We start from the raw sequence: 21242 nt of genomic DNA, 5'->3' as shown, positions 1-21242 counted from the left end.
GAGACGCTATCATGGCCATTCGCAGCTTCCAGCAACACACTCCGAAAGTTGGGCCCAGGGCCTTCGTCGACCGTTCGGCGGTGGTGCTGGGCGACGTGGAGATCGGTGCAGACAGTTCGGTATGGCCGTTGACCGTGGTGCGCGGCGACATGCACCGCATCCGCATTGGCGCGCGCACCAGCGTGCAGGACGGCAGCGTGCTGCACATTACCCACGCAGGGCCTTTCAACCCGGATGGTTTCCCGCTGATCATCGGTGACGAAGTGACCATCGGGCACAAGGTGATGCTGCATGGCTGCACCTTGGGCAACCGCATCCTGGTGGGCATGGGCAGCACCATCATGGACGGTGCCATCGTCGAGGACGAAGTGATCATCGGCGCTGGCAGCCTGGTGCCGCCAGGCAAACGCCTGGTCAGTGGCTACCTGTACATGGGCAGCCCGGTGAAACAGGCCCGGCTGCTGAACGACAAGGAGCGCGCATTTTTCTCCTACAGCGCCGGCAACTACGTGAAGCTCAAGGACCAGCACCTGGCCGAAGGCTACGATCAACCTGAATGACCGCATTCGCGGCGCGCCCGCTCCTACGGGTTCAGTGGAGCCATCAAGGCCTGCGCTGTACCTGTGGGAGCGGGCATGCCCGCGAAGAAGGCCACGCAGCACTCAAGTGGAACCCTGTACATGCACCAGCAAAACATCCTCTTCGACCTCGACGGCACCCTGACCGACCCACGCCTGGGCATCACCCGCTCGATCCAGTACGCCCTGGCCAAGCTGGGCATCGACGAACCGGACCTGGCCCGCCTCGAACACTTCATCGGCCCACCCCTGCTGCAGGCTTTCATGCAGTTCTACCGCTTCGACGAAGCCAAGGCCTGGGATGCGGTGAACTTCTACCGGGAGCGCTTCCGCGTGACCGGGCTTTACGAAAACCTGGTGTTCGCCGGCGTGCCCGAATTGCTCGAAGCCCTGAACGGGCAGGGCCGCACGTTGTACATTGCCACCTCCAAACCGTGGGAGTTCGCCCGCGAAATCGCCCGGCACTTTGCCTTCGATCATCACTTCAAGGTGATCTACGGCAGTGAACTGGACGGCACGCGCACCAACAAGGTCGAGCTGATTCGCCATTTACTGGATGAAGAAGGGCTGGACCCTGCACAGACGCTGATGATCGGTGACCGCAAGCATGACCTGATCGGCGCACGCAGCAACGGGCTGCAGGCAGTGGCGGTGGGATACGGGTTTGGTAGCCGGGAAGAGCTGATGGCAGAAGAACCCGCTTTCCACTTCGCCACGGTAGCCGATTTGCATCAGGCTTTTAGCAAGGCTTGAGGGCCAGCAGAGCTGCTTTGCAGCCGGCCCTCCCACATCGATCGGCGTAAGCAGGGCCTTTGTGTGAGCGGCCTTGTGTCGCGATGGGCCGCAAAGCGGCCCCAAAATCTCAAAGGCTAACCATCAAACGCTGCAGTGCCGCTTTCCTTTCTTCAATCGGCAACCGCCCCAAATGCTCGACCCGCGCGTAAAACCGAACCCAATCCCCACCCACCTCACGAAATAGCGCCGCAAACGCCGGCACCCACTGGTCATATAGCCCGAACGGCAACAACTTGGCATTGTTCATCGGCCCATACATCCAGGCGTCATAGCGTTTGTCACCGCCCCACTGGCCATCACGCACCTGCCGGTATTCACGCCTCAAACGCTCAAACTCGGCCTGCTTGGCCCGGCGCTTGTGCGCATCATCCAACGGCCCCGCATAAATTGCCTGCAATCGCTCACGACTGGCCAACACCAGGCGGATAAACTGGTCGCGCTGCTTTCCCTGATCGCCGCCAACCGCCGCCAGCCCACGCGCCGCGCGCCATTGCCGCGTCCCCTCCTGCTCGACGAACGAGGCAAACGATTCATTGAACTCGGTATCGTCCTGCACATAGAAGCGCTGGTGGGCCAGTTCATGAAAGATCAACGTAGCCAGGCGCTCATCGCCCCAGCCCACCATCGACGACAAAATCGGGTCATCGAACCAACCCAGGGTCGAATAGGCTTCCACACCGCCTACGTACACATCCAGGCCATCCTGGCGCATCAACGCCGCCGCGCCTCGCGCCGCGCCTTGCCGGTAGTAGCCGCGGTACGCCACGCACCCGGCAATCGGAAAGCAGTGCGTTACCGGTTGCAACGACAACTCGGGCGCGCCGAACACATTCCACACCACGTAAGGGCGGCCAAGGTCGGCGTATACCCGGTAGCTGCGGTTGTCCGGCAGTTTCAATTGCTGGCTGGCAAACACCCGCGCCTGTTCGGCCTGTTGCAGGTGCGCGCGCAAGGGTGCAGGGGTAGCAGGGTCGGCCAATACCTGCTCTACAGGCTGCCGCGCCCGCAGCAACTGCCACTGGCCCTGCGCCAATTGCCCATAGTAGGTGACATTGCTGCAACCGTTCAGCAGAAGCGCCGCAAGCAGCGGAACCAAACGGGTGAAATTGCGGTCGAGTGCCCCAAGGCCTGAGCGCTGCATAAGAAAAAGTCGAAGCATCCGGGACTGTCTGACTCGCTCAAGGCCATTTCGCTCCAAGACTATCTCGCCAAGGGGGAGTTTCGCCATGCGTGCATTGTTGGTCGCCGGCTCACTGGTGTTGATCGCTGCCTGTTCAACATTGCCAGCCCCAGACCCGAACCAGGCCTGGATCGACCTCACGCGCTACGACAACACCTCGCTGGACGCCGTGCAGGTAGATGAACGTGACTGGGCTGACAGCCGCTATTTCGAGGTTCAACCCGGCAGCCATGAACTGACCGTGCGCTATCAGTTTCCGGTTAACCCCAGCAATATCGGCCCCGTCGATAAGCCGCTGTGGCGCGATTGCCAGATCAAGCTGACCTTCAAGGACTTCAGCGCCGGGCAGCGTTATCAGTTGCAGGCCGGCAGCATTGGCTTCCGCCCTTGGATCAAACTCTACGACCACCAGCAAAAACTGCTGGGTCAAGGGCTGCCGGCGGGTTGCCAACGCACCTGAACCGCACAAACGGCGCTATGCTTGTTACTTGTAAATCGCAAGTGGGAGTTTCGCCATGCGCCAGCCCATGATGCTGATCGCCCTCAGTACACTGGGGGCTTGCGCCAGCCCCTTGCCGCCCGTCGACCCGAAGCAGGCGTGGGTCGACCTGTACACCATGACCCCCGGCCGGGTGATCATGGCCGACCGCCTTGACGGCAAGCGCCTGGAGGATGGCCGTTACTTTCAGGTGACGCCGGGCAAACACGAACTGGTGGTGCGCTTCGATTATGAAATCTACTCGGGCGGCATCATGTCACAACCCAGGGACCGAACCTGCTACCTGACCGTGCGCTTTGACAACTTCAAGGCCGGCGAGCGCTATCGCCTGGAGGCGCGAGCGCCAGTGATGGAGCCGCAGGTACTGCTGTATGACGCCAACCGCAAGGTGGTGGTGAACGAGCCTAGCGAAGTGTTCTGCATACCGTGAATTCGGGGCTGCTTTGCAGCCCCGAGCCCTGATGCTTATCGATCGTTCTTCTGATAGATGATCTTCTTCGTCCCACCATCGCAGGTCCCGACGACCATGTTCTGGTCCTCGACCTCGCTGTTGGGCACGATCTCCAGCGTGTAGGACGTAACCCCTTGGGCCTGGATCTTGGCCTCGATCTCGGCTTTCAGCTCCTCGCATGGCTTGACGGCCGCCAGCGCAGACGTGGCGAAAAGGGTAGCCAACACAGCGGTAGCTACGCGAATCATGGAACGGCTCCTGAAAAGGGCAGTGGCGCTGCCGACGTTCTTTAGACTACAGCAAACCACTACCGTTGCACCGTTTCACCCCACCAACGCTGCATCCAGGCTGATCTTCGCATTCAAAACCTTGGACACCGGGCAGCCTTCCTTCGCCTTGTTGGCAATCTCCAGGAATTGAGCCTCGCTGGCCCCGGGTACCTTGGCCCTGAGCACCAGGTGCACGGCAGTAATGGCAAAACCGTCCGCTTGCTTGTCGAGCGTCACCTCTGCAACCGTGTCGATCCGCTCTGCGGTAAGCCCCGCCTCGCCGAGCATCATTGATAGCGCCATCGAGAAACAACCGGCATGCGCCGCGCCGATCAGCTCCTCCGGGTTGGTACCGGGTGTGCCCTCGAAACGTGTATTGAAGCCATAAGGGTTCTGCTTGAGTGCGCCGCTTTCGGTAGAAAGCAGACCTTTTCCATCCTTCAGGCCACCTTGCCAGATCGCCGATGCTGTCTTTTTCATGATGCCTCCTGGTCACTGGGTTGCTTACCTACGGTTCAGAGGCCTGCCGACTGCCGCAAGTTCAGAGCAATATGCTTGCAGCCATTGAATCCAACGAATGCGCCCATACAGAATCAAAAAGGCCTCTGGCCAATCACTTTTGCGGAGGCTCCATGACGCAGCTGCGTGACCTGAAGATTTCCACCCTGGACCTGGTGCCCGTACGCGCCGACGCTGGCCCCGCGCAATCGCTGCGCAACTCGCTGGACCTGGCGCAGCATGTCGAGCGCTTTGGCTATAACCGTTTTTGGGTGGCCGAACACCACAACATGGACGGCATCGCCAGTTCGGCGACTTCGGTGCTGATCGGCTACCTGGCCGGTGGGACCTCACGTATTCGCGTGGGCTCTGGCGGGGTAATGCTGCCCAACCATGCGCCGCTGGTAATTGCCGAGCAGTTCGGCACCTTGGCCAGCCTGTATCCGGGGCGGATCGACCTTGGCCTGGGCCGTGCGCCGGGTTCGGACCAAATGACCGCCTATGCCCTGCGACGCGAGCGCGCTGGCAGCCCGGATGACTTCCCGGACGATGTCGAGGAGCTTTCGCGCTACCTCGGGCCACGCACCGATGATCAAAAAGTGATCGCCGTACCCGGGCACGACACCGACGTGCCAATGTGGTTGCTGGGATCCAGCCTGTTCAGCGCCCAGCTGGCCGGCATGCGCGGCATGCCCTACGCCTTCGCCTCGCATTTCGCACCACGCTACATGCACGAGGCGATTCGCGTGTACCGCAACCACTTCAAGCCCTCGACCACGCTGGATAAGCCGTATGTGATGCTGGGCATTCCCATGGTGGTGGCGCAGACCGACGAGAAGGCCGAATACCTGGCCACCTCGGTCTATCAGCGCATCCTGGCGCTGATTCGCGGACAGAGCCTGATGCAGAAGCCACCCGTGGAAAGCATGGATGGGCTGTGGTTGCCCCATGAGCGAGAGACGGTGGGCAGCTTCCTGGGGTTGGCCATGATCGGCAGCCCGCAGAAGGTAAAGGCCAAGGTAGAAGTGCTGCTGGAACAGACGGGTGCGGATGAGCTGATCTTTACCTGTGACCTGTATGAGCATGCGGACCGCATTCGGTCATATGAGCTGATGGCGCAGGCCCTCAAGACCGAGTGATCCTCGTCGCGGGCTCGCCCGTTTCCACCGTTTGACTGGAGCCTTCAAGGCCTGCGCTGTTGGACTGTGGGAGCGGGCAAGCCCGCGAATGAGCGGGCCCATCAGCCGCGGCGGTACACAATCTCCTTGGTACCGGCCTCACAGCTACCAATGACCTTGCCCGCCGGCTCGCCTTTCTTGACGATCTCCAGCTTGTAGCCAGTGACGCCCTTGGCATCCAGCTTGGCCGCAATTTCCGCCTTCAGTTCCTCACACGGTTTGCCCGCTGCCAGCGCACCACCGGCCAGGGTCATCAGGCCCAGCGCCAGAATCAGTTTGTTCATCACTCGCTTTCCTTGTGCAGATGAAATCAGAAGGGGACCCCACCAAGGCGCCCCGTTCCTGAATACCTCATCACGCCGAGATCATGCAGCCCGACGCTATATCAGCTATTGGCGATACGGAAGCCGACCTTCAGCGTGACCTGGAAGTGCGCCGCCTTGTTGTCACGGATATGGCCACGGGTATCGACCACTTCGAACCATTCCAGGTGCTTGATGCTTTTGCCGGCTTCAGCCAGAGCATTGTTGATGGCGTCTTCGATACTGGTGGGCGAAGACCCTACCAGTTCGATTTTCTTGTAGGTGTGATGATCGGTCATGAGTGCTCTCCATGGGTGACAGTGAGTTTCAGCCTAGCAGCGCAGGCCTGGTTTACCTGCGAGCGGTCACTGTCAGCGAAAGTTCGATCGCACTTTCTCGCAGGCCAAGGGTCGCAATCCTTAGAGCCCATACTGCAAAGGAGAGTCAACATGCACCGTAACTCGCTGCGTAAAACGTCCCTGGAAAGCATGGAAGCGGAGATCGAGAGCCTTCTGAAAAGCTTGGAAAACCTCAAGCATGATGCGTCGGAAGAGTCCCAGAAGTCGGTGAAGGCAATCCGCAGCAACGCTGAAAGCGCACTGCGTCATTCGCGCAGCCTACTGAGCGATGCGTACGAGGAAGTGAAGCAGCGCACCCGCCAGACCGGCATAGCCACCCGGGACTACGCCCAGGAACACCCCTACACCACCGCCGGTGTGGCCATTGGTGCGCTGGGCCTGCTGGCGGCGTACCTGATGTGCAAGCGAAACTAAGCGCCCTGCCGCGCAAGTTCTGCCCGTAACCACTGCGCCAACTGCTCGGCGCGCCCGTCTGCGGCGCGCCGTGGCACCCACAATGCCAGCGCCGCCTGGGTAGGTGAAAAGCCCCACGGCGCACTCAAGCGGCCCGCCCGCAGGTCATCGGCGACCAGTGGCTGCGGTGCAATCGCCACGCCCAATCCGGCCACGGCAGCTTCCAGCAGGTAATACAGGTGCTCGAAAGCCTGGCCATAGTGAATGGCCGCCGGGTCCAGGCCCTGTTGCAGCGCCCAGGTCGGCCAGGCTTGCGGGCGTGAAGTGGTGTGCAGCAAGGCTTCGCCCAGCAGCGCCTTGGCGGGCGCCCCCTGCAAGCGCTGGAAGCCTGCGAAATGCGGGCTGAGCACCGGTCCGATGCATTCCTCGGCCAGCACATGCACCTGCATGTCCGCCGGCCACGGTGGCTCGGCATACACCAACAACGCATCCAGCCCAGGCCGTCGCGGGTCAAGGTCGCCCTCACCCGCCGACAGGTGCAAGCGCAGCTCAGGCAAATCCGCCTGCAACCGCCCCAGCCGCGGGATGAACCAGCGCGCCAGCAAGCTGCCCGAGCAGCCCAGTACGAACGGCGCCTCACTCACATCACGGCTGAGTTCGGAACACACGCTGCGCAGCCGGTCGAAGGCTTCACCGCTGGCATCGCGCAGACGAACACCCGCATCTGTGAGTTTGATGCCGCGCCCGTCCTTGACGAACAGGGCGACGCCCAGATGCTCCTCAAGCACCTTGATCTGCCGGCTGACAGCGCCGTGGGTCACGTGCAGCGCTTCCGCTGCCTGGCTGACACTGTTCAGCCTGGCTGTAGCCTCGAAGGCACGCAGGGCATTGAGGGGAGGGAGGTCGTGGGCCATTTTACCTGTGAGTTTTTCTGACAAGTTTGCGCAATCTTATCGGTTTTCAGCCGAGCTTGCCGTGGTTAGAGTAAAGCCCATCACTCATTCACTACGCCTTGGAGCGCCCCATGACCCAGTCCCAATACCGCCCCGGCCCCGACGCCAATGGCCTGTTCGGCTCGTTTGGCGGCCGCTATGTGGCCGAAACCCTGATGCCACTGGTGCTGGACCTGGCCCGCGAATACGAAGCGGCCAAGGCAGACCCCAAGTTCCTTGAAGAGCTGGCGTACTTCCAGCGCGACTACATCGGCCGCCCCAATCCACTGTACTTCGCCGAGCGCCTGACCGAGCATTGCGGCGGGGCGAAGATTTTCTTCAAGCGTGAAGAGCTCAACCATACCGGTGCGCACAAGGTGAACAACTGCATCGGCCAGGTGCTGCTGGCCAAGCGTATGGGCAAAAAGCGCCTGATCGCCGAAACCGGCGCCGGCATGCACGGTGTCGCCACCGCCACCGTCGCCGCGCGCTTCGGCCTGCCTTGCGTGATCTACATGGGTGCCACCGACATCGAGCGCCAGCAGGCGAACGTGTTCCGCATGAAGCTGCTGGGCGCAGAGATCGTGCCGGTTACCGCCGGCACCGGCACCCTGAAAGACGCCATGAACGAAGCCCTGCGTGACTGGGTTACCAACGTCGAAGACACCTTCTACCTGATCGGCACCGTGGCTGGCCCACACCCATACCCCGCCATGGTGCGCGACTTCCAGTCGATCATCGGCAAAGAGACCCGTGCCCAGTTGCAAGAGAAGGAAGGCCGCCTGCCTGATAGCCTGGTTGCCTGCGTCGGCGGTGGCTCCAATGCCATGGGCCTGTTCCATGAATTCCTCGAAGAGCCGAGCGTGCAGATCATCGGCGTTGAAGCCGGTGGCCACGGCGTACACACCGACAAGCACGCCGCCAGCCTGAACGGCGGCGTACCGGGCGTGTTGCACGGCAACCGCACCTACCTGTTGCAGGACCAAGACGGCCAGATCACCGATGCCCACTCGATTTCCGCAGGCCTGGACTACCCGGGCATCGGCCCGGAGCACGCCTATCTGCATGAGGTGAAGCGCGTCGAATACGTCAGTATCACCGACGACGAAGCATTGGATGCGTTCCACGCAACCTGCCGTCTGGAAGGCATCATCCCAGCCCTGGAAAGCTCCCACGCCTTGGCCGAAGCGATCAAGCGCGCACCGAAGCTGCCCAAGGACCACCTGATGGTCGTGTGCCTGTCGGGCCGCGGCGACAAAGACATGCAAACCGTCATGAACCACATGGCCGCCCAGGAGAAACAGGCATGAGCCGTCTTGAACAACGCTTCGCCGAGCTGAAGGCCGAAGGCCGCTCGGCACTGGTCACCTTCGTCACAGCTGGCGACCCAGGCTACGACGCCTCGCTGCAGATCCTCAAGGGCCTGCCGGCTGCTGGCGCCGACGTGATCGAGCTGGGCATGCCGTTCACCGACCCGATGGCCGATGGCGTGGCCATCCAACTGGCCACCCTGCGCGCCCTTGAAGCTGGCCAGACCTTGGCCAAGACCCTGCAGATGGTTCGCGAATTCCGTGTGGATAACCAGACCACGCCAATCGTGCTGATGGGCTACTACAACCCGATCCACCGCTTTGGCGTGGACACGTTCGTGGCTGAAGCCAAGGCAGCGGGCGTCGATGGCCTGATCATCGTCGACCTTCCGCCAGAGCACGACGCCGAACTGGCTACCCCGGCCCAGGCCGCAGGCATCGACTTCATCCGCCTGACCACCCCGACCACCGACGACGCGCGCCTGCCGCGCGTGCTGGAGCGCAGCTCCGGGTTCGTCTACTACGTGTCGGTGGCCGGCGTGACCGGTGCCGGTTCGGCGACCACCGAGCATGTGACCGAAGCCATTGCCCGCCTGCGTCGGCATACCGATCTGCCGATCAGCGTTGGCTTCGGCATTCGCACGCCGGAACAGGCTGCGAACATTGCCCGCCTGGCGGATGGTGTGGTGGTGGGCTCGGCACTGGTCGACAAGATCGCCCAGGCCAAGAGCGCCGATCAGGCGGTGACCGATGTATTGAGCCTGTGCTCGGCATTGGCTGAAGGGGTGCGTGGCGCACGCCGCTAAACCGCGTCGTCTGCTTCGCGGGTAAACCCGCTCCTACGGGGCCAGTGCCACCCTCTGGCTCTGCGATATCGTTGTAGGAGCGGGTTCACCCGCGAAGAGGCCAGCACAGGCAACCCCCGCCTAGCCCCCAAAAACCGATAGATTCAATGGCCGCACGGCCCCCATCCAGATCGCATGATCCCGGTGATCCGCCAGTTCATCCCCGGTTTCCGGATGCATGAATACCACCAGGCCCTTGCGGTACAGCGCCAACCAGGGCAAAACCACCCCCACCACTTCCGGCCCGAACGCCAGCTGGCAACTCCAGTCTGGATGCGGCCCAACCGGTTTCTGGTGCATGCGCCCCATGGTCACGGGGAACAGCCGCGCCGCCTCCTCGCACAGTTCGCGGGCCTGCTCCATGGTGGCTGCGTCGTAATAAACGTGGGCGTGGTAACCCTTGATCCTCTGCACGATAACTCCTGATTGCGGTCCAACCATCACCACCTGCAACGGGAGTGATGCAGTGAAAAACGCCGAAACCCCAGTGTTCAAACTGGTCCTGTTCGGGCCTGAAAGCAGCCTGGGCAATGCCCTGATGGTCGAGCTGCTGTCGCGCCAGCACGAAGTCATCGCCGTGGTCGACGACCTCAACCGCCATTCGCCGCGCCCGGGCCTGCACTTCAAGATAGGGGGGCTGGGTGATGCCCACCAGGCGGAGCAGGGCGCAGCGGGCGGCTCGGCGGTGATCGCCCTGTTACCAGCGCTGGCGCCGGGTGACCTGCCGGGGCAGGCACGCTTGAGCGAGGCGCTGGTGGCGGGGCTTGCGCGTACGACTATACGCCGGCTGCTGCTTGTGGGCGATTTCGATGTGCTGGATGAGCCGAGCAAGTACAGCGAGGTGGAGCGGGAATGCGTGGCCCAGGTGGTTGATGGGTTGCAGCGCAGTGCCTTGCACTGGACGCTGATCAATGCACCGCAGGAACTGGCCGGGTTGGGCATGGAGCATTTTCGCAGTACCGAAGGCACGCTGGAGCCTGGGCTGGCTGAGCCGTTGCGGCGCTTGGCCAGGATCGCAGCGGGGATGGTGGACATGCTGGAGCTGGACTTGCACCGGGGCGAGCACCTGAACTTCGTGGTCTAAATTGCCGGGGGCTGCTGCGCAGCCCATCGCGACGCAAGGCCCACACATGGGCCGGCGTGTGCAGTGCCACTGTGGGAGCGGCCTTGTGTCGCGATGGGCCGCAAAGCGGCCCCAAAATCTCAAAGGCTGCGCTCCTGCTCCAACCAATCCACGAACCGCTCGATCAACGCCCCACGCCGCTTGCGCGGCGGTAAGACTACGTAATAGCCGCGTTCCGAGCGCAAACTCCCCTCCAGCGGCCGGCACAGCAACCCTTGCTCCACCAACCTGTCCACCAGGTGCGCCCAGCCAATCGCCACCCCTTGCCCGGCAATCGCTGCCTGAATCAGCAAGGTATAGTTATCAAACCGCAGCTGCCCCGCCGGCGGTGAGCTTTCCACACCAAACCCACGAAATACCCCCGCCCAGTCAAACCAGCGGCTGGCCTGCTCGCCCTTCAAATGCAGCAGCGGCAATCGTTGCAAAGCCACAGCTGACAAGGCTTTGCCATGAATCAGATGGGGGCTGCACACCGGGAACACTTCCTCATCGAATAGCCAGCGGCTTTCTCCTTGGTGAAAGCGTCCATCGCCAAACAGCACCGCCACATCAATGTCCGGGCGCAACATGCCCTGGCTGCGTTCACCCGTCACCAGGCTCACATCCACCTGTGGATAAGCCTCATGAAAGCGTTGCAGCCTTGGCATCAACCAGAACGCCGCAAAGGCAAAGTCGGTGGCCACCTGCAGCACTTCATGCTGGCCACGCCCGCTGGCCTGGGCGATACCGTCATCCATGGCCTGCAGCCCCTGTTGCACCTGTTCGAACAGCACCTGGCCAGCCTCGGTCAGCTCGATGCCCCGGTAAATGCGGTCAAACAGGCGCGTACCCAACTGTGCCTCCAGGCGCTTCACCTGCTGGCTCACTGCCGGCTGCGTGGTACCCAACTCCAGCGCCGCAGCGGTAAAGCCACGCAGGCGCGCAGCAGCCTCGAATACACGCAAGGTATCCAGCGACAACCCGGCAAGGTGGTCAAACATAAGCGTAGCTAATCCCAGTCATTGCCCGCCATGGGCTTTACCCATGTTATCCACAGTCGCATCTTGGTAGGCAAGCGGTTCGCATAACCCTCAACGATGGAAGCCCCCATGACGCGTCCGAATATCCTGTTCATCATGGCCGACCAGATGGCCGCGCCCTTGCTGCCGATCTACGGCCCTTCGCCCATCCAGATGCCGCACCTCGGCCGCCTGGCCGAGCACGCCGTGGTGTTCGACTCGGCCTACTGCAACAGCCCACTGTGCGCGCCATCACGCTTCACCCTGGTCAGCGGTCAGTTGCCCAGCCGTATTGGCGCCTACGATAACGCGGCCGACTTCCCTGCCGATGTGCCGACCTACGCCCATTACCTGCGTCGCCTGGGCTACCGCACCGCGCTGTCAGGCAAGATGCACTTCTGCGGCCCCGACCAGTTGCACGGCTATGAAGAACGCCTGACCAGCGACATCTACCCGGCCGACTATGGTTGGGCGGTGAACTGGGACGAACCCGATGTGCGTCCAAGCTGGTACCACAACATGTCCTCGGTGCTGCAGGCGGGTCCGTGCGTGCGCACCAATCAGCTGGATTTCGACGAGGAGGTGGTGTTCAAGGCGCGCCAGTACCTGTACGACCATGTGCGCGAAAACGATGGCCGGCCATTTTGCCTGACCGTTTCGATGACGCACCCGCACGACCCCTACACCATTCCCAAACGCTACTGGGACCGCTACGAAGGTGTGGATATCCCCATGCCCCGTGCCGAGTTCAGCCAGGCAGCACTCGACCCGCATTCGCAGCGCTTGCTGAAGGTCTACGACCTGTGGGACAAGCCATTGCCTGTGGACAAGGTCCGCGACGCCCGCCGCGCCTACTTCGGCGCGTGCAGCTATATCGATGACAACATTGGCCAACTGCTGCAGACCCTGGAGGAATGCAACCTGGCCGATGACACACTGATCGTGTTTTCCGGCGACCACGGCGACATGCTTGGCGAACGTGGCCTCTGGTACAAAATGCACTGGTTCGAAATGTCGGCGCGGGTGCCGCTGCTGATCCATGCGCCGAAGCACTTCGCAGCGGGCCGGGTCACTGCCTCGGTGTCGACCTGCGACCTGTTGCCAACCTTGGTCGAACTGGCTGGCGGCGCTGTGAGTAAAGACCTGCATCTGGATGGCCGCTCACTGTTGGGCCACCTGCAAGGGCAGGGCGGTCACGACGAGGTGATCGGCGAGTACATGGCCGAAGGCACCGTCGGCCCGCTGATGATGATCCGCCGCGGGCACTACAAGTTCGTGTACAGCGAAGACGACCCATGTCTACTCTATGACCTGAGCCGCGACCCGCACGAGCGGGAGAACCTCACCGGCAGCCCGGACCACCAGACGCTGCTACAGGCATTTGTCGATGAAGCGCAACGGCGCTGGGACATCCCCAGCCTGCGCCAGCAGGTACTGGCCAGCCAGCGCCGCCGCCGGCTGGTGGCTGAAGCGCTGGCCATCGGCAAGCTGAAAAGCTGGGACCACCAACCACTGGTGGACGCCAGCCAGCAGTACATGCGCAACCACATCGATCTCGATGACCTCGAACGCAAGGCACGTTATCCACAGCCCGCCCCCCTGGATTGAGAAGAGAGGCCGCCATGCACAAGTTCTCCGCCGCCGTGTTCGCCCTGGCCCTGAGCGCCACCACGGCCCGCGCCGCAGACAGCGATGCGCAATGCAGTACCGTGAAAATGGCCGACCCCGGCTGGAGTGATATTGCCTCAACCAATGCCGTGGCACGCCTGTTACTGGAAAGCCTGGGTTACCAGGTGAAGATCGACAGCCTGGCCGTACCGATCATCTACGGCGGCCTCAAGGACGGCCAGGTCGACGCCTTCCTCGGCAACTGGATGCCCGCACATCAAGGTTTCCATGACAAGTTCATCGCCAACGGCGATGTGCAGCAGCTGTCGCGCAACCTGGAGGGAACCGAGTTCACCCTCGCAGTGCCCGACTATGTGTGGAATGCCGGGGTGAAGGACTTCGCTGACCTGCAAAAACACGCCGGGCAGTTCGACAAAAAGCTGTACGGAATCGGCTCCGGCGCCCCGGCCAACCTGTCGCTCAAGAAAATCATCGACAAGAATGAATTCAACCTCGGCCAGTGGAAGCTGGTGGAGTCCAGCGAGCAGGCGATGCTGGCCCAGGTCGACCGGGCGGTGAAGAAGCAGCAATTCATCACCTTCCTTGGCTGGACCCCGCACCCGATGAACGTGAAGCTGAAAATGCACTACCTGACCGGTGGGGAAAAGTGGTTCGGCAGCAAGGGCGAGGTATACACGCTGACGCGCAAGGGTTATCCACAAGCCTGCCCGAATGCCGCGAAGCTGCTAGGTAACCTTAAGTTCACACTGGACATGGAAAACAGCATCATGGCCGAGGTGGTGGACAAGAAGATCAGTTTCGATGAAGCGGCCAAGGCCTGGGTGAAAGCGCATCCTGAACGATTGGATGGGTGGTTGGCCGGGGTTACCACCAAGGCCGATGGGGATGCCCTGGAGGCCGTCAAAGCCAAACTGTAATCTCACAAAGCAACACACCAACCCTGTGGGAGCGGGCGCGCCCGCGAACACCGGCAAAGCCGGTGCCAAGCAACGCGTTGGCTTTTTCGCGGGCATGCCCGCTCCCACAGGGCTTGGCGACCCCTTAAGGATTGTGGATAACCCATGCATCGCCTCTCTTTACTGCTGCCCTTCCTCAGCTGGCTTCCCCGCCAATCGGGCCGCAACCTGCGCCAGGACCTGCTGGTAGGCCTGAGCGGCGCCATCCTCGCCCTGCCGCAATCCATCGCCTACGCCCTGATCGCCGGCCTGCCCGCCGAATACGGGCTCTATGCTGCCGTTGTGCCGGTACTGATTGCCTGCCTGTGGGGCTCTTCCTGGTACCTGATCTGCGGCCCGACCGCGGCCATTTCCATCGTGCTCTACGCCAGCATCAGCCCGCTGGCCGTGGCCGGTAGCGCTGACTACATCACGCTGGTGTTGCTGCTGACCTTCCTCGGCGGCATTTTCCAGCTGCTGCTCGGGCTGTTGCGCTTCGGCGCGCTGGTCAATTTCGTCTCCCATTCCGTGGTGCTCGGTTTCACGCTGGGTGCCGCCATCGTCATTGCCTTGGGCCAGCTACCCAACCTGCTGGGCATGGCCCTGCCCAGCCAGGCCACCGCGCTGATGACCGTACAGGACCTGGCCAGCCACGCAGGCGAGGTCGACCTGCCTTCCTTGCTGCTGGGCCTGGCCACCGTCGTGATCGGTGTGGCCTTCAAACTCTGGCGCCCACGCTGGCCGAGCCTGTTGATAAGCCTGATCCTGGTCAGCTTGCTGGCCTGGCTGATGCCGGGCTTCTTTGGCCATGTGCCGCGGGTGGCAGCGTTCACCGGGCAACTCCCGCCTTTCAGCCCGCTGCCTTTGCTGGACGTGGAGCTCATGTTGCGTCTGCTGCCCAGCGCCGTGGCGGTAGGCATGCTGGGGTTGGTCACCAGTCTGTCGATTGCCCGTTCGTTGTCGGCACGTTCAGAACAACTGATCGACCCGGACCAGGAAATACGCGCACAGGGCCTGTCGAACATTGCCGGTGCATTTTTCTCTGGTTACCTGTCTGCCGGTTCCTTCACCCGCTCGGGCCTGAGCTATGAGGCGGGCGCCCGCTCGCCCATGGCCGGGGTGTTTTCGGCGCTGTGGGTGGCGTTGTTCGCGGTGACCGGCGCCGGCCTGATCGCGCACCTGCCGATACCGGCCATGGCCGGCAGCATTCTGCTGATCTGCTGGGGGTTGGTGGACCACCGAGGGATCCGTGCATTGTTCCGGGTCAGCCGCTCTGAGTTTCTGGTGATGGCGCTGACGGCTGCAGCGACATTGCTGCTGGAGCTGCAGACGGCCATCTATGCCGGCGTGCTGGCTTCGCTGTTCTTCTATTTGAAGCGCACCTCACGACCACGGATCCAACAAAGCCGTGAAGGGGACGCGGATGTATTGCGGGTAGGTGGGTCGATTTTCTTTGGTGCGGCGCATTACCTGCAGGTGCGCTTGCAGCGCTGCCAGGGGCCGCATGTAGTGATCGATGCCCGGCAGGTGAATTTCATTGATTACTCGGGTGTGGATATGTTGCACCGCGAGGCGCGGCGGTTGCGGCGCTTGGGGGGGAGTTTGACCTTGCACCGGGCCAGGCCGCAGGTGATCGAGGAGTTGCAGAAGCTGGAAGGGGTGGAGTTATGCCCGATCCGGTTTGAGGAATGAGGTTGGGATGCTGGGGCTGCTTTGCAGCCCATCGCGACACAAGGCCGCTCCCACAGAGGATCGGCGTACGACGTACTTTGTGGGAACGGCCTTGCGTCGCGATAGGGCCGCAAAGCGGGCCCGGCCATCTCAGCCCCGAGCGAGTTGCCGGCGCAGTTCAGCCAACACCGGCGCCGTATCCGGCCTCACGCCACGCCAGATAAAGAAGGCTTCAGCCGCCTGCTCGGCCAGCATCCCCAACCCATCCAGCACCTTGGCAGCCCCCAGCTTGGTCGCCCACTGGCAAAACGGCGTCGGCTCCTTGCCATACATCATGTCGTAGCAAACCGTACGACCCGCCTCGACCAGGCTGTCGGCAATCGGTGGTAATTCCCCGGCCAGGCTCGCCGAGGTGGCGTTGATGATCACATCCACAGGTTCCTGCAACCAGGCAAACCCGCTGGCCACCACCGGCCCCAGTTCATCGAACTCGCGCGCCAGCTGCTCGGCCTTTTCCACGGTACGGTTGGCAATCACCAGCGACTGCGGCTTGTGCGCCAGAATAGGCTCCAGCACGCCGCGCACGGCGCCACCGGCACCGAGGATGAGAATGCGCTTGCCCGCCAGCTCGACCCCGGCATTCACCGTCAGGTCGCGCACCAGGCCAGCGCCGTCGGTGTTGTCGCCCTGCAGGGTGCCATCAGCCAGCTTGCTCAGCGTGTTCACTGCGCCTGCGCGCCGGGCACGCGGGGTCAGGCTGTCGCAAAGGCGGTAAGCCTCTTCCTTGAACGGCACGGTGACGTTGCCGCCACTGCCTTGCTTGAAGAAGCCGCGCGCGCAGTCGCTGAATTCGTCCAGCGGCGCCAGCAGCGTGGCATATTCCAGGTCCTGACCGGTCTGCTCGGCGAACAGGCGGTGGATCAGCGGCGACTTGCTGTGGCCGATGGGGTTACCAAAAACGACGTACTGGTCCATGACGGCTCCTTGTTTATCCACAGGCTTACTGGCCGAGCCAGTCACGGTCTTGCAGGAAGTACTCTGTCAGGCGCGCCTCTTCACTACCAGGCGCGGCCTTCCAGTCATAGCCCCAACGCACCTGCGGTGGCAGCGACATGAGGATGGATTCGGTGCGGCCACCGGACTGCAGGCCGAACAGGGTGCCGCGGTCATAGACCAGGTTGAACTCCACGTACCGGCCACGGCGGTATTCCTGGAACTCGCGCTGCTGCGGGGTGTAGGGCGTGTTCTTGCGGCGCTGGACGATCGGCAGGTAGGCGTCGACGAAGGCATCGCCAATGGCGCGGATGAAGGCGAAGCAAGTGTCGAAGTCCCACTCGTTCAGGTCATCGAAGAACAAGCCGCCAATACCCCGTGGCTCGCCACGGTGCTTGAGGTGGAAGTAGCGATCGCACCAGGCTTTATAGCGTGGGTACACGTCGGCGCCAAACGGCGCGCAAGCCTGCTCGGCCACTCGGTGCCAATGAATGCAGTCTTCTTCGTTGCCATAGTATGGCGTCAGGTCAAAGCCGCCGCCAAACCACCATACGGCCTCTTCACCTTCCTTTTCGGCGATGAAGAAGCGAACGTTGGCGTGGGAAGTGGGCACATGCGGGTTGTGCGGGTGTATCACCAGCGACACGCCCAAGGCTTCGAAACCACGGCCTGCCAGTTCGGGGCGGTGGGCACTGGCCGACGGCGGCAGGCCGCTACCAAACACATGGGAGAAGTTGACCCCACCTTTTTCGATCACTTTGCCCTCACCGATAACCCGCGTGCGGCCCCCGCCACCGGCTTCGCGCACCCAGGCGTCCTCGACGAAGCGGGCACCGCCGTCTTCTGTTTCGAGGGCAGAGCAGATGCGGTCTTGCAGGTCGAGCAGGTAGGCTTTCACGGCCTCGGTGCGGCTAGTCATCGGGTCACCAGGAACGGGCAGGGAAGAATTCGCCGCGTAGCATACCACCGCCAGCGCGCGCGCCGCAGTTGACGACGACCAAGCAAAGGCGTCCGATAGAAGGCCTTTCCCGATCCCGACTACAGGAGTGCGAGATGGCCAAGCGTATCCAGTTCAGCCAGCATGGCGGCCCGGAAGTGCTGCAGTTTGTGGAATTCGAACCCACCCCGCCCGGGCCACAACAGGTGCGTGTGCGTAACCATGCGATCGGCCTGAACTTCATCGACACCTACTTCCGAAGCGGGCTGTATGCGCCGCCGTCCCTGCCTTCTGGCCTGGGTACCGAAGCGGCAGGTGTGGTAGAGGCCGTGGGCGAAGGCGTGTCCCGGCTGAAGGTAGGAGACCGTGTGGCACATGCCGGCGGCCCGCTGGGCGCCTACAGCGAGGTGCATACGCTACCGGAAGCCAACCTGGTCAAGCTGCCGGACACCATCAGCTTCGAGCAGGCGGCGGCGGTGATGCTCAAGGGTTTGACCGTACAGTACCTGCTGAAGCAGACCTATGAGGTGAAGGCGGGTGATGTGATCCTGTTCCATGCCGCAGCCGGTGGTGTAGGGTCGCTGGCCTGCCAGTGGGCCAAGGCCCTGGGCGCCAAGCTGATCGGCACCGTGAGCTCTGCCGAGAAGGCAGAGCGGGCCAAGGCGCTGGGGGCTTGGGCGACCATCGACTACAGCCGTGAAGATGTGGCCAAGCGCGTACTGGAGCTGACCGACGGCAAGAAATGCCCGGTGGTGTATGACGGCGTGGGTGCCGACACCTGGCTGACCTCGCTGGACTGCCTGCGCCCGCGTGGGTTGATGGTGAGCTTTGGCAATGCTTCCGGTGCGGTGAGCGGGGTGAACCTGGGGATCCTGGCGCAGAAGGGCTCGCTGTATGTCACCCGGCCGACCTTGGCCACCTATGCCAACAATGCCGAGAACACCCAGGCCATGGCCGATGACCTGTTTGCGATGATTGCGAGCGGGAAGCTGGTTGTGGATATCCAGCAGCGGTATCCACTGAGCGAGGCGGCCCAGGCGCAGGCAGAGCTGTCGGCGCGGCGGACTGTAGGATCGACTGTACTAATCCCCTAAGCCACACACATTCCCTGTAGGAGCGGGTTTACCCGCGAAGAAGCCACCGCGATGGATGGCACCGGCTTTGCCGGTGTTCGCGGGCAAGCCCGCTCTCACAGGTACTGCGTCGGCTTCGATAACTTCGCTATGCCTTGGAGGCTGGGCGTGACGGCGATGGCGTCGACTCGATGCCATCGAGTATCGCCTCGATCACACCCTCTGCCATCTCAATCGCATGCAGGTTCGACCAGAACATGCCACGGCCTTCTTCACGCATGTAGTCCAAAGCTTTGTAGCCGGTTTCGTAAGCGCTGCGCAGGTACAGGGCTACGTGGACCAGAGCGTCCTCGGCAGAAATGTTTGGGTTGACGGTGAAGAGTGGATCGTGGCCGGCATCGCAGCGGCCGAAGGGGCGGGTGGAGGTGCATGGGAGAGGTGGATCGGGGACTATTTTCTTCATCATTGGAAAATGCTCCTCAAGGCCGCCAACCTTCACTACCACGTGAATGGGTGGCGACTGTACGCGAGGTGGTAGACCCGGGCATTTTCCAATCCAGGCAGGCTCGAAAGCCTCCCACGCACAGCCACCATAGACTGTCATGGAAAAAATGCATCCGGGCTACCACACCCGATCGCCAAGTTATTCGGCGACGGATAGAGCCTAGAGGCAGAGGTTCCCACTTAGAAGGTGATGGAAGGAGACGCGGGTCGTAGGATATTTCCGAAGTGCCCAGCTGGACAGATATTTTGGCAAAAATCAGAAAACCCTGATCACTTAGAAAGCCACAGAAGGCCCATCTATAGCACGCGAGAAAAAGATCCCGGCTTGACCGTACAGATTCGGAAGCGTAGCCTTTCTGCTTGAGGATGTGCTGGTGCGCCGGTTGAGTTTCAAGTTATCCGGGCGAGTGCATCCCCGCCATTTAGGCCGCTTAAGCGGCCTTTATTTTTTGGCTTGTTTCTATCCCCTTTCGGGATGATGGAATAGAGCTCTGCCTTGGGCTTGCGGGCCGTCAGTTCAAAAATCGCCTCATCGAAGACCTCGTTACCATAGCCATCATCGCGACCAAACGTGCTGCGAAGGGCAGTCATGTGCGTGGCACTTTTCCAGATCGACGTCGCAGCCAGTGCTGCCTTGATCTGCAGAATCATGTCATCGATGGTGTAACCATCTCGTACTACCCGGCTTCTGTAGGCATGGCTACCGATGAAAACGATGCCTGGGTCCTCAAGCTGTGGCAAATCCTGCCCGTCCTTCTGCCTATTGATCGCGTCAAACTGATCAGCGGTGAACCTACCAATTTCCACCGCCCTGACCCGGTGGTTGGACGCAAGTTGCTCAAGATTCGCCCTTATCAGGTACTCGGCATTTTCGAATAGCGGCATGTTCCCCAGTACTCCCGCCGATTGGCGACGGTTCTTGCTAGCGTCAAAGATCGAGCGCCGCACGTGCGACGCATGGCTAGCAAGCTAGGGGCTGGGGTTTATACAGGGAAGGTGAAGACAGTGGACGCAGGGAGTAAGAAATTTCCCAAACTCAGTACCGGACAGCCATTCGAGACATAATCAGAAAAATCTGCGGTGAATTGGCCCTAACCTCGTGGGAGCGGGCATGCCCGCGAACACGGGCGAAGCCCGTGCCAGGCACCGAGTTGTATTCTTCGCGGGCGCGCCCGCTCCCACAGGGCCCGAGTCCCGAGCCAGGCCTGTGGATTGTTATCAACCCGGGCGAACGACTTCGCCGGTTGCCAGGTTGCGAATCACACTCGGGTTCTTCCGCCCGCCCAGCGCACCACCCAGCACCAGGTCCAACTGGCCATGGAAGTACTGCTCAACCCGCAAGCGGGTCTTCGCCGCCGGGCGCCCGCCAGGGTTGCACGAGGTGGAAATCAACGGCCCCACCAGCGCGCACAGCTCACGCACCACCGGGTGATCACTGACCCGCAGCGCCACCGTGTCATGCTGCCCGGTCACCCATTCGGGCAACAGGTCCTGGTGCGGCACCAGCCAGGTGTTCGGCCCCGGCCAGGTGCTGCTCATGCGGTCGATCCAGTCTTCGGGGAAGTCCTCGAACAGGAAGTCGAACTGACGGATGTTATCAGCGATCAGAATCAGCCCTTTATCCACAGGACGCGACTTCAGCGCCAACAGGCGATACACCGCGTCCTCGTTCCATGGGTCGCAGCCCAGGCCCCAGACCGCTTCCGTCGGGTAGGCGATCACCGCGCCCGCCCGGATCTCACGTGCGGCTTGTTGCACACGAAAACTGCTCACCATTGCTGTTTCTCCGC

General features: G+C 62.1%; 26 protein-coding genes. 13 read left to right on the top strand and 13 right to left on the bottom strand.

The features are described from left to right. Positions 1-11 precede the first annotated feature (11 nt). Positions 12-560 carry a gamma carbonic anhydrase family protein gene (locus ACF8GF_RS14910; RefSeq protein WP_252461741.1) on the top strand — a complete coding sequence of 183 codons (549 nt, stop codon included), beginning with the start codon at positions 12-14 and terminating at the stop codon, positions 558-560. A gap of 120 nt (positions 561-680) precedes the next feature. After that, positions 681-1331, top strand: coding sequence for an HAD family hydrolase (locus ACF8GF_RS14905; RefSeq protein WP_176682993.1), 651 nt, complete (start codon positions 681-683; stop codon positions 1329-1331). A gap of 109 nt (positions 1332-1440) precedes the next feature. Here the strand turns inward: ACF8GF_RS14905 and ACF8GF_RS14900 are convergent, their stop codons facing one another. Next, entirely contained in the window at positions 1441-2514 is a 1074-nt protein-coding gene (locus tag ACF8GF_RS14900; RefSeq protein ID WP_392487815.1) for an aminopeptidase, read from the bottom strand. Positions 2515-2599: 85 nt separating this feature from the next. Here ACF8GF_RS14900 and ACF8GF_RS14895 point away from each other — a divergent pair, with 85 nt between their 5' ends. Further along, entirely contained in the window at positions 2600-3013 is a 414-nt protein-coding gene (locus ACF8GF_RS14895; RefSeq protein WP_176682991.1) for a hypothetical protein, read from the top strand. 55 nt (positions 3014-3068) lie between these two features. Then, the gene (locus tag ACF8GF_RS14890; protein ID WP_176682990.1) at positions 3069-3482 is read left to right on the top strand and encodes a hypothetical protein; all 414 of its coding nucleotides are present in this window, start codon (positions 3069-3071) and stop codon (positions 3480-3482) included. A 35-nt stretch (positions 3483-3517) separates the two neighbouring features. Here ACF8GF_RS14890 and ACF8GF_RS14885 read toward each other — a convergent pair whose 3' ends face one another. Together ACF8GF_RS14885 and ACF8GF_RS14880 are read right to left on the bottom strand one after the other, a co-directional pair. Next, positions 3518-3751 (bottom strand): DUF1161 domain-containing protein, encoded by a 234-nt coding sequence (locus ACF8GF_RS14885; RefSeq protein WP_209968977.1) that lies wholly within the window; start codon positions 3749-3751, stop codon positions 3518-3520. A 75-nt stretch (positions 3752-3826) separates the two neighbouring features. Then, positions 3827-4252, bottom strand: a complete 426-nt coding sequence (locus ACF8GF_RS14880; RefSeq protein WP_176682988.1) for an OsmC family protein — start codon at positions 4250-4252, stop codon at positions 3827-3829. A 152-nt stretch (positions 4253-4404) separates the two neighbouring features. On the opposite strand from ACF8GF_RS14880, the gene ACF8GF_RS14875 reads away from it, so the two are divergent. Further along, positions 4405-5409 carry an LLM class flavin-dependent oxidoreductase gene (locus ACF8GF_RS14875; protein ID WP_209968980.1) on the top strand — a complete coding sequence of 335 codons (1005 nt, stop codon included), beginning with the start codon at positions 4405-4407 and terminating at the stop codon, positions 5407-5409. A 101-nt stretch (positions 5410-5510) separates the two neighbouring features. Here the strand turns inward: ACF8GF_RS14875 and ACF8GF_RS14870 are convergent, their stop codons facing one another. Both ACF8GF_RS14870 and ACF8GF_RS14865 read right to left on the bottom strand, forming a co-directional pair. Continuing rightward, on the bottom strand, positions 5511-5732 hold the full coding sequence (locus ACF8GF_RS14870) for a DUF1161 domain-containing protein (protein ID WP_020191565.1): 222 nt from the start codon (positions 5730-5732) through the stop codon (positions 5511-5513). A gap of 101 nt (positions 5733-5833) precedes the next feature. Further along, positions 5834-6049, bottom strand: coding sequence for a dodecin (locus ACF8GF_RS14865; protein WP_012269893.1), 216 nt, complete (start codon positions 6047-6049; stop codon positions 5834-5836). Between the two features lie 150 nt (positions 6050-6199). On the opposite strand from ACF8GF_RS14865, the gene ACF8GF_RS14860 reads away from it, so the two are divergent. Then, positions 6200-6523: a YqjD family protein gene (locus ACF8GF_RS14860; RefSeq protein WP_016712811.1), complete on the top strand. Its 324-nt coding sequence runs from the start codon at positions 6200-6202 to the stop codon at positions 6521-6523. On the opposite strand, the gene ACF8GF_RS14855 is transcribed toward ACF8GF_RS14860, so the two are convergent. Further along, positions 6520-7416, bottom strand: a complete 897-nt coding sequence (locus ACF8GF_RS14855) for a LysR family transcriptional regulator (RefSeq protein WP_176682986.1) — start codon at positions 7414-7416, stop codon at positions 6520-6522. The two genes, ACF8GF_RS14860 and ACF8GF_RS14855, sit on opposite strands and share 4 nt — an antisense overlap. A gap of 110 nt (positions 7417-7526) precedes the next feature. On the opposite strand from ACF8GF_RS14855, the gene trpB reads away from it, so the two are divergent. Next, positions 7527-8744, top strand: a complete 1218-nt coding sequence (trpB, locus tag ACF8GF_RS14850; protein ID WP_010951489.1) for a tryptophan synthase subunit beta — start codon at positions 7527-7529, stop codon at positions 8742-8744. After that, on the top strand, positions 8741-9550 hold the full coding sequence (gene trpA, locus ACF8GF_RS14845; RefSeq protein ID WP_011953131.1) for a tryptophan synthase subunit alpha: 810 nt from the start codon (positions 8741-8743) through the stop codon (positions 9548-9550). Before trpB ends, trpA begins: the two co-directional genes overlap by 4 nt. Before the next feature lie 120 nt (positions 9551-9670). Here the strand turns inward: trpA and ACF8GF_RS14840 are convergent, their stop codons facing one another. Then, positions 9671-10003, bottom strand: coding sequence for a DOPA 4,5-dioxygenase family protein (locus tag ACF8GF_RS14840; protein WP_020189868.1), 333 nt, complete (start codon positions 10001-10003; stop codon positions 9671-9673). A gap of 52 nt (positions 10004-10055) precedes the next feature. On the opposite strand from ACF8GF_RS14840, the gene ACF8GF_RS14835 reads away from it, so the two are divergent. Further along, positions 10056-10673: an NAD(P)H-binding protein gene (locus ACF8GF_RS14835; RefSeq protein WP_392460489.1), complete on the top strand. Its 618-nt coding sequence runs from the start codon at positions 10056-10058 to the stop codon at positions 10671-10673. A gap of 119 nt (positions 10674-10792) precedes the next feature. Here the strand turns inward: ACF8GF_RS14835 and ACF8GF_RS14830 are convergent, their stop codons facing one another. Then, a complete protein-coding gene (locus ACF8GF_RS14830) occupies positions 10793-11692 on the bottom strand; it encodes a choline sulfate utilization transcriptional regulator (protein WP_392461445.1) in 900 nt (299 codons plus the stop codon). 108 nt (positions 11693-11800) lie between these two features. On the opposite strand from ACF8GF_RS14830, the gene betC reads away from it, so the two are divergent. From betC to ACF8GF_RS14815, 3 genes are all read left to right on the top strand, one after another. Further along, positions 11801-13318 (top strand): choline-sulfatase, encoded by a 1518-nt coding sequence (gene betC / locus ACF8GF_RS14825; RefSeq protein ID WP_176682982.1) that lies wholly within the window; start codon positions 11801-11803, stop codon positions 13316-13318. A 14-nt stretch (positions 13319-13332) separates the two neighbouring features. Beyond that, entirely contained in the window at positions 13333-14256 is a 924-nt protein-coding gene (choX, locus tag ACF8GF_RS14820; protein ID WP_392487814.1) for a choline ABC transporter substrate-binding protein, read from the top strand. Positions 14257-14400: 144 nt separating this feature from the next. After that, positions 14401-15966 carry a SulP family inorganic anion transporter gene (locus ACF8GF_RS14815; protein WP_176682980.1) on the top strand — a complete coding sequence of 522 codons (1566 nt, stop codon included), beginning with the start codon at positions 14401-14403 and terminating at the stop codon, positions 15964-15966. A 129-nt stretch (positions 15967-16095) separates the two neighbouring features. Here ACF8GF_RS14815 and aroE read toward each other — a convergent pair whose 3' ends face one another. Both aroE and hemF read right to left on the bottom strand, forming a co-directional pair. Further along, complete coding sequence (aroE, locus tag ACF8GF_RS14810; RefSeq protein ID WP_003253098.1) at positions 16096-16920, bottom strand: shikimate dehydrogenase; 825 nt, start codon at positions 16918-16920, stop codon at positions 16096-16098. 25 nt (positions 16921-16945) lie between these two features. Continuing rightward, positions 16946-17857: an oxygen-dependent coproporphyrinogen oxidase gene (hemF, locus tag ACF8GF_RS14805; protein ID WP_104960527.1), complete on the bottom strand. Its 912-nt coding sequence runs from the start codon at positions 17855-17857 to the stop codon at positions 16946-16948. 134 nt (positions 17858-17991) lie between these two features. Here hemF and ACF8GF_RS14800 point away from each other — a divergent pair, with 134 nt between their 5' ends. Continuing rightward, positions 17992-18969: an NADPH:quinone reductase gene (locus tag ACF8GF_RS14800; protein WP_176682978.1), complete on the top strand. Its 978-nt coding sequence runs from the start codon at positions 17992-17994 to the stop codon at positions 18967-18969. Positions 18970-19096: 127 nt separating this feature from the next. On the opposite strand, the gene ACF8GF_RS14795 is transcribed toward ACF8GF_RS14800, so the two are convergent. From ACF8GF_RS14795 to ACF8GF_RS14785, 3 genes are all read right to left on the bottom strand, one after another. After that, complete coding sequence (locus tag ACF8GF_RS14795; protein ID WP_049588432.1) at positions 19097-19414, bottom strand: hypothetical protein; 318 nt, start codon at positions 19412-19414, stop codon at positions 19097-19099. 428 nt (positions 19415-19842) lie between these two features. Beyond that, positions 19843-20337 carry a hypothetical protein gene (locus ACF8GF_RS14790; RefSeq protein WP_064492537.1) on the bottom strand — a complete coding sequence of 165 codons (495 nt, stop codon included), beginning with the start codon at positions 20335-20337 and terminating at the stop codon, positions 19843-19845. Positions 20338-20670: 333 nt separating this feature from the next. Continuing rightward, positions 20671-21228 carry an L-threonylcarbamoyladenylate synthase gene (locus ACF8GF_RS14785; RefSeq protein ID WP_014859478.1) on the bottom strand — a complete coding sequence of 186 codons (558 nt, stop codon included), beginning with the start codon at positions 21226-21228 and terminating at the stop codon, positions 20671-20673. Positions 21229-21242: the final 14 nt, after the last annotated feature.

This window comes from Pseudomonas sp. yb_5 (assembly GCF_043103865.1).
Lineage (GTDB): Bacteria > Pseudomonadota > Gammaproteobacteria > Pseudomonadales > Pseudomonadaceae > Aquipseudomonas > Aquipseudomonas putida_Y.
This window is presented reverse-complemented; position numbering and strand designations above follow the sequence as displayed.

Bases quoted from the DNA above. Each gene is read 5' to 3' on its own strand.
- ACF8GF_RS14795 (WP_049588432.1), bottom strand. From the start codon at position 19,414: ATGATGAAGAAAATAGTCCCCGATCCACCTCTCCCATGCACCTCCACC.
- ACF8GF_RS14785 (WP_014859478.1), bottom strand. From the start codon at position 21,228: ATGGTGAGCAGTTTTCGTGTGCAACAAGCCGCACGTGAGATCCGGGCG.
- ACF8GF_RS14905 (WP_176682993.1), top strand. From the start codon at position 681: ATGCACCAGCAAAACATCCTCTTCGACCTCGACGGCACCCTGACCGAC.
- ACF8GF_RS14885 (WP_209968977.1), bottom strand. From the start codon at position 3,751: ATGATTCGCGTAGCTACCGCTGTGTTGGCTACCCTTTTCGCCACGTCT.
- ACF8GF_RS14870 (WP_020191565.1), bottom strand. From the start codon at position 5,732: ATGAACAAACTGATTCTGGCGCTGGGCCTGATGACCCTGGCCGGTGGT.
- aroE (WP_003253098.1), bottom strand. From the start codon at position 16,920: ATGGACCAGTACGTCGTTTTTGGTAACCCCATCGGCCACAGCAAGTCG.
- ACF8GF_RS14865 (WP_012269893.1), bottom strand. From the start codon at position 6,049: ATGACCGATCATCACACCTACAAGAAAATCGAACTGGTAGGGTCTTCG.
- ACF8GF_RS14860 (WP_016712811.1), top strand. From the start codon at position 6,200: ATGCACCGTAACTCGCTGCGTAAAACGTCCCTGGAAAGCATGGAAGCG.
- ACF8GF_RS14880 (WP_176682988.1), bottom strand. From the start codon at position 4,252: ATGAAAAAGACAGCATCGGCGATCTGGCAAGGTGGCCTGAAGGATGGA.
- trpA (WP_011953131.1), top strand. From the start codon at position 8,741: ATGAGCCGTCTTGAACAACGCTTCGCCGAGCTGAAGGCCGAAGGCCGC.
- ACF8GF_RS14830 (WP_392461445.1), bottom strand. From the start codon at position 11,692: ATGTTTGACCACCTTGCCGGGTTGTCGCTGGATACCTTGCGTGTATTC.
- ACF8GF_RS14815 (WP_176682980.1), top strand. From the start codon at position 14,401: ATGCATCGCCTCTCTTTACTGCTGCCCTTCCTCAGCTGGCTTCCCCGC.
- ACF8GF_RS14800 (WP_176682978.1), top strand. From the start codon at position 17,992: ATGGCCAAGCGTATCCAGTTCAGCCAGCATGGCGGCCCGGAAGTGCTG.
- betC (WP_176682982.1), top strand. From the start codon at position 11,801: ATGACGCGTCCGAATATCCTGTTCATCATGGCCGACCAGATGGCCGCG.
- ACF8GF_RS14900 (WP_392487815.1), bottom strand. From the start codon at position 2,514: ATGCAGCGCTCAGGCCTTGGGGCACTCGACCGCAATTTCACCCGTTTG.
- ACF8GF_RS14895 (WP_176682991.1), top strand. From the start codon at position 2,600: ATGCGTGCATTGTTGGTCGCCGGCTCACTGGTGTTGATCGCTGCCTGT.
- hemF (WP_104960527.1), bottom strand. From the start codon at position 17,857: ATGACTAGCCGCACCGAGGCCGTGAAAGCCTACCTGCTCGACCTGCAA.
- ACF8GF_RS14855 (WP_176682986.1), bottom strand. From the start codon at position 7,416: ATGGCCCACGACCTCCCTCCCCTCAATGCCCTGCGTGCCTTCGAGGCT.
- ACF8GF_RS14875 (WP_209968980.1), top strand. From the start codon at position 4,405: ATGACGCAGCTGCGTGACCTGAAGATTTCCACCCTGGACCTGGTGCCC.
- ACF8GF_RS14790 (WP_064492537.1), bottom strand. From the start codon at position 20,337: ATGCCGCTATTCGAAAATGCCGAGTACCTGATAAGGGCGAATCTTGAG.
- ACF8GF_RS14890 (WP_176682990.1), top strand. From the start codon at position 3,069: ATGCGCCAGCCCATGATGCTGATCGCCCTCAGTACACTGGGGGCTTGC.
- ACF8GF_RS14910 (WP_252461741.1), top strand. From the start codon at position 12: ATGGCCATTCGCAGCTTCCAGCAACACACTCCGAAAGTTGGGCCCAGG.
- choX (WP_392487814.1), top strand. From the start codon at position 13,333: ATGCACAAGTTCTCCGCCGCCGTGTTCGCCCTGGCCCTGAGCGCCACC.
- trpB (WP_010951489.1), top strand. From the start codon at position 7,527: ATGACCCAGTCCCAATACCGCCCCGGCCCCGACGCCAATGGCCTGTTC.